Below are 4,523 nucleotides of genomic sequence, written 5' to 3' on the forward strand. Positions count from 1 at the left end.
CACAGCCTGTCCGGCCCATGATCTTCCGTGAGGCGGCCGCTTCACGGGAACTGACACCGGTACCTCGTACGGCCGGTGCAGCACACAAGGAGATATTCCGACCTGGAATCGCTGACAGTGGCACTGTTCAGCGAAATCCGCGCGGCCCTGCCCAAAGAAGAGCAGTGGTCAGAGGCACGGCAGAAGATCGGGGGATTCGGCCAGGCCATCAGCCCTCTGGGCAAGCTCACCGCCCTGGCGGGCCTGGATTCGGAGAGCCTGATCAAAGCGATCAGCGACCGCGTGAGCGGAGATACCAGCGTCTCGGCTGCCAAACGCAAGGCGGAAGACGCTCTGCGCAAGGCAGGAAGCCCCGTCCTGGTGGTCATGGACGACCTGGACCGTCTGACGCCCGACGAATTGCTCCTGGTTTTCAAGCTGGTACGCCTGGTGGGTCACCTACCGAACGTCTACTACCTGATCAGCTTCGACGAGCAGACTCTGCTGGACGTCCTGCGGCGCAGCGAACTGGTCGGGGACAGCGAGCCGAGAGCCCGCGAGTTCCTGGAAATGATCGTCCAGGTGCGGCTGGACCTTCCCGCGTTCCGCGAACGTGACGCCGACGTCCTGGTCGACCGCTCGCTCACCGCAGTCCTGCGCTCACACGAGCTGACGATGACGCCCGTCGAACAGCGACGGTTCTCCGAGGCGTATTTCCGGCATCTGCAGGGCCGCCCCGCCTGCGCACACCTCGAGCGATCAAGCGGTTCTTCGGCCAGGTCGATGCCACCCTCGGCTCACTCGCCGGAAACGTGGATCTCGTCGACTTCCTGCTCGTCACCTTTATGCGCACCAGCGAGCCCGGCGTCTACCGGGTCCTCGGGCGGCATCGCGCCGAACTCACCGGCACCAGTTTCGATCCGACGGCCCGGCGGGACGAACAGCCTGGCCAACGCGCTGATCGATGGCGCACCAGGCTCCGCGAAGCAGGCGTCGCCGAAGAGCATCTGCAAAGCGTGCTCGGCCTGATGAGCATGCTGTTCGCTCCCGTCCGGCAGGCCTTGGGCGACGGCGGTGACACCCAGGCCATCGGGCTACGCCGCGGCGTCGGCAACATCGACTACTTCGACCGCTGCATGGTCTTCGGCGTACCTAATGACGACCTACCGGAAACGGCATTCGAACTCGGACTGCAACATCTCGCCGATGACGTTCCGAGTACAGAGAAGGACGAGCTGCTCATGTGCCTGCGCGACGACACCCAGCGCATCACCCGCCGCATCCAGTACGAACGCATCACCGGCGCCCCCGTGCCGGCAGCGGCGCTCCTCAAAGCCGCAGCCCAGCAGTACGGACACCTCACAGCCGCCCCGCAAGGCGTCTTCAACCTGCTCACAGCAGACCGCTCCATGGACGTCCTCGCCAGCGACCTGCTGACCGACCTCTCCGAGGCCGAACGTCCCATCCTCCTCCAGACCATGGCAAGTACCCCCGACGGAGCCTTCCTCGCCGCCCACACCTTGCAGCGCGCCACCCCTCGCGCAGCCTCCGACGGCCCGGACCACACACAGACACCCGCTGTCCCCGCCTGGATCAGCGAAGCCCGCTCACTGACCAGCCACGAGCTCGCACGGCACCTCACCCCCGCCGCAGGCCGACCTGTCCACGAACTCACCGAGCTGGAGATCACCCTCATCTGGGCATGGCGCCACACCGAACCTCAAAATGCGCAGGCCTGGATCAACCAGTGCCTCGACGATTCGTGGCCCCCGCTCGACCTCCTCACCGTGCTGGTCCCGCCCGACCGAGCTCGTTTCCCTGTCATCGACAACGACACTCTGCACAGTCTCGACGCCCTCATCGGCCTCGACGACCTGTACAGCCGCCTCGGCCCACTCCTCGATGCCCCCGCAGCAGACCCCACCAACCCCCACGACGAACACCAGGAACGCATCCTCCAAGCACTCCGCGAACACCGCCAGCGCAACAGCTCGAACGCCACCTGACAGACAACAAGCCGCCTGCCACCGCCATATCTGCCCAACCACCGGCCCGCCCGTACACCGGGCCCCACTCACGGCCCCTGCCGCTGATACGGCAGCGACCTCCGCCATACCAAAAGCCGGTAGAACTGATCACGGCTCAATACAAGTGACCAGACCTGAACAAGAAGCCCTCAACCTGACCAACCACCAGCTCACACGGCCTCACATCCCCGACAAGGCGCATCACGCCACAGCCAGAACCTGCCCGGCAAAGCACGCTCCAACTGATCAGCACAGGTCACAGCCACAACCGCCGATCACAAACACTCACCCTGGACAGCGCTGCGCTCGCCGAGCTCGGGGTGGGGTGGGCGTAAAACCGGGCTAGGGACGGTCGCAGGCCGGGTCGTCGATCGCGCTCACGGTGTACGGGGGCTCCCCCGGGGGTTCGTCGTTCTGGCTGTTCACCACGTAGAGCCGGCAGCCATGGCGGGCCAGCGTGGTGGGCAGGTCGAACGGCTCGCCCGTGATCCGGTGGGTCACCGATCCGGTGCGCAGCTCCTCGTCGAGCGTGGCGACGTAGACCCCGCTCGGGGCGCCGTAGTTGAGCACCGCGTACAACGTCCGCCCGCGCAGCAGCATGCCGTCGGCACCGAAGGACGCCCCGTCCAGATCCAGTTGACCGACCTCCCGGGTGGCGACGTCGACCCGCCACACGGCCTCCGTCCCGTTGGAGGCCACCAGCAGAGTTCGCCCCGACCGGTCCGCCACGATGCCGTTGAGCAGCCAGAACCGCGCCGGGAACTGCGGGAAGGCGGAGCGGACGTCCAGCCAGGGCTCCAAGGGCCCGAGTTCGCCGCCGTGGATCTCGGCGCGGTGCACGACGGGATTGGCCCAGTCCGTGACGTAGACGGCGTCCTCGGTGATCACAAGGTCGTTGAGGTCGGACGCGCCGAGCGGTCCGCTCTGCGCGGTACGCGTGGCCAGCAGGCGCCCGCGGCGGTCGTGGACGGTCAGCTCGGCGCCTCCCACCGAGAAGACCCGCCCCCGGGCGTCGGTGTGCACCCCCAGGGTGCTCGTACGGTCCTCGACGCCGTCCGCGCGGAAGGGACGCAGGCGCGGGTCGCGGACGGTCCCCCGGTACAGCGCGCCGGTGCCGTCGGAGGACACGTACATTGTGCCGTCGCGGTCGATCGCGATCCCCTCGGGCAGAACCCCCGGGGACCGTGAGACTACATAGGTGCGCGGCAGATCGTGCGCGACGGCCGGGGCGGGCTGGGCTGCCAGGCCGACCAGCAGGACCGAGGCGCCGAGACACAGAAGACGGTTGGTGCCAGGCATCGTTGCGACCTCCGGGTACATGGGTGGGCCCCGCCGCGCGGGGACGCTCGAGAGCCTGCCCAGGGTGCCCCGCGATCGCATGGCCTTTCACGTCTAGGCGAAAGGCTTCGCCCAGACGATAATCGGTCGACGTGATTCGCTTACACCTCGACGCCGCCGACCTGCGCCGGATCACCCTCGCCCCGGCACCCAACGCCCTGTTCGAGGCGGCCCTCAGCGTCCGCGGCCTGCGCACCGGAACGACCGCCCAGGGCCGCGCGCGGCCCGCCGTCGACCAGTGGCGACGCCGGGTGAACGGCAGCCTGGCCGAACGCGCCGGGGTGCTCCTCGACCTGGTGCCACGCGACGGCTATCTGCCGGACTTCCTGCTGCAGCCGTCCGCCGGGGACTTCGCCACCGCTGTCGACCTGGCCGGACGAACGCCGTCCGAGCTGCTCGTCAAGGACCTGCGGATCGCGGACTCGCCCGGGCGCGACGGAGGCCCGGTGGCGCCCAGCCGGTGGTCGCGGGAACTCGCCGCCGGGTCGGCCGCCGCCCGGCACACTCTGATGGACGATCTGCGGCGGTACTTCACCTCGTCCATCGCTCCGCTGTGGCCGCAGGTCCGCACCGACGCCACGGCTGATCGCGTCCTACGGGCCGAGATGCTGCTGCGCGGGGGCGTCGACGCCCTGCTGACCACTCTCAGCCCCACCTGGCTCTGGGACCCGCCGACCCTGCACCTGCCATCGCGCTCCTCGTACGACATCCCGCTGTGCGGCCGGGGGCTGCTGCTCATGCCGTCCTGGTTCGCGACGGGCCCCGTGATCATGTACCGGCCCGAGGAGTCGACCGTGCTCGCCTACCCGATGCATCTCCCCGACGCGCCGGCCGGCCCGCCCGGGGTGCTCGGGCCGCTGCTTGGACGGACCCGCGCCGCGGTCCTCGCCGGTGTGCGCGATCCGGCGACGACCACCGCGCTCGCCGAACGCGTCGGCGTCTCCCTGGCCGCGGCCAGCCAGCACGCCACCGTGCTGCGCAACGCGGGGCTGGTGCGCACGACCCGGATCGGCATCGCAGTCCTGCACAGCCTCACTCCACTCGGCCGGGCCCTGCTGGACGGCGAGCCCCCGGCCCTTCTCGGCTAAGAGCCTGTCGGGTGGCTGATCATGCGTGAAGCGTGACGGTCGTGATCTGCCCTCCGGGCATGGCGACGGCCCCGGAATGATCACGTGGTGT

Annotated in this window: 4 protein-coding genes; 3 read left to right on the forward strand and 1 reads right to left on the reverse strand. The window is 68.9% G+C overall.

The features are described from left to right. Window positions 1–117 precede the first annotated feature (117 nt). Both ABZV38_RS39720 and ABZV38_RS39725 read left to right on the forward strand, forming a co-directional pair. Window positions 118–1,008 (forward strand): P-loop NTPase fold protein, encoded by an 891-nt coding sequence (locus ABZV38_RS39720; protein ID WP_356333755.1) that lies wholly within the window; start codon window positions 118–120, stop codon window positions 1,006–1,008. Continuing rightward, on the forward strand, window positions 1,008–1,985 hold the full coding sequence (locus ABZV38_RS39725; protein ID WP_356333757.1) for a hypothetical protein: 978 nt from the start codon (window positions 1,008–1,010) through the stop codon (window positions 1,983–1,985). The genes ABZV38_RS39720 and ABZV38_RS39725 overlap by 1 nt, the downstream gene beginning before the upstream one ends. A 363-nt stretch (window positions 1,986–2,348) precedes the next feature. Here the strand turns inward: ABZV38_RS39725 and ABZV38_RS39730 are convergent, their stop codons facing one another. Continuing rightward, the gene (locus ABZV38_RS39730; protein WP_356333759.1) at window positions 2,349–3,305 is read right to left on the reverse strand and encodes a hypothetical protein; all 957 of its coding nucleotides are present in this window, start codon (window positions 3,303–3,305) and stop codon (window positions 2,349–2,351) included. Between the two features lie 131 nt (window positions 3,306–3,436). On the opposite strand from ABZV38_RS39730, the gene ABZV38_RS39735 reads away from it, so the two are divergent. Further along, entirely contained in the window at window positions 3,437–4,432 is a 996-nt protein-coding gene (locus ABZV38_RS39735) for a winged helix-turn-helix domain-containing protein (protein WP_356333761.1), read from the forward strand. The last annotated feature ends 91 nt before the right edge of the window (window positions 4,433–4,523 follow it).

It is taken from the genome of Streptomyces sp. NPDC005181 (assembly GCF_040608395.1).
In the GTDB taxonomy this organism is placed as follows: domain Bacteria; phylum Actinomycetota; class Actinomycetes; order Streptomycetales; family Streptomycetaceae; genus Streptomyces.

Bases quoted from the DNA above. Each gene is read 5' to 3' on its own strand.
- ABZV38_RS39725 (WP_356333757.1), top strand. From the start codon at position 1,008: ATGAGCATGCTGTTCGCTCCCGTCCGGCAGGCCTTGGGCGACGGCGGT.
- ABZV38_RS39730 (WP_356333759.1), bottom strand. From the start codon at position 3,305: ATGCCTGGCACCAACCGTCTTCTGTGTCTCGGCGCCTCGGTCCTGCTG.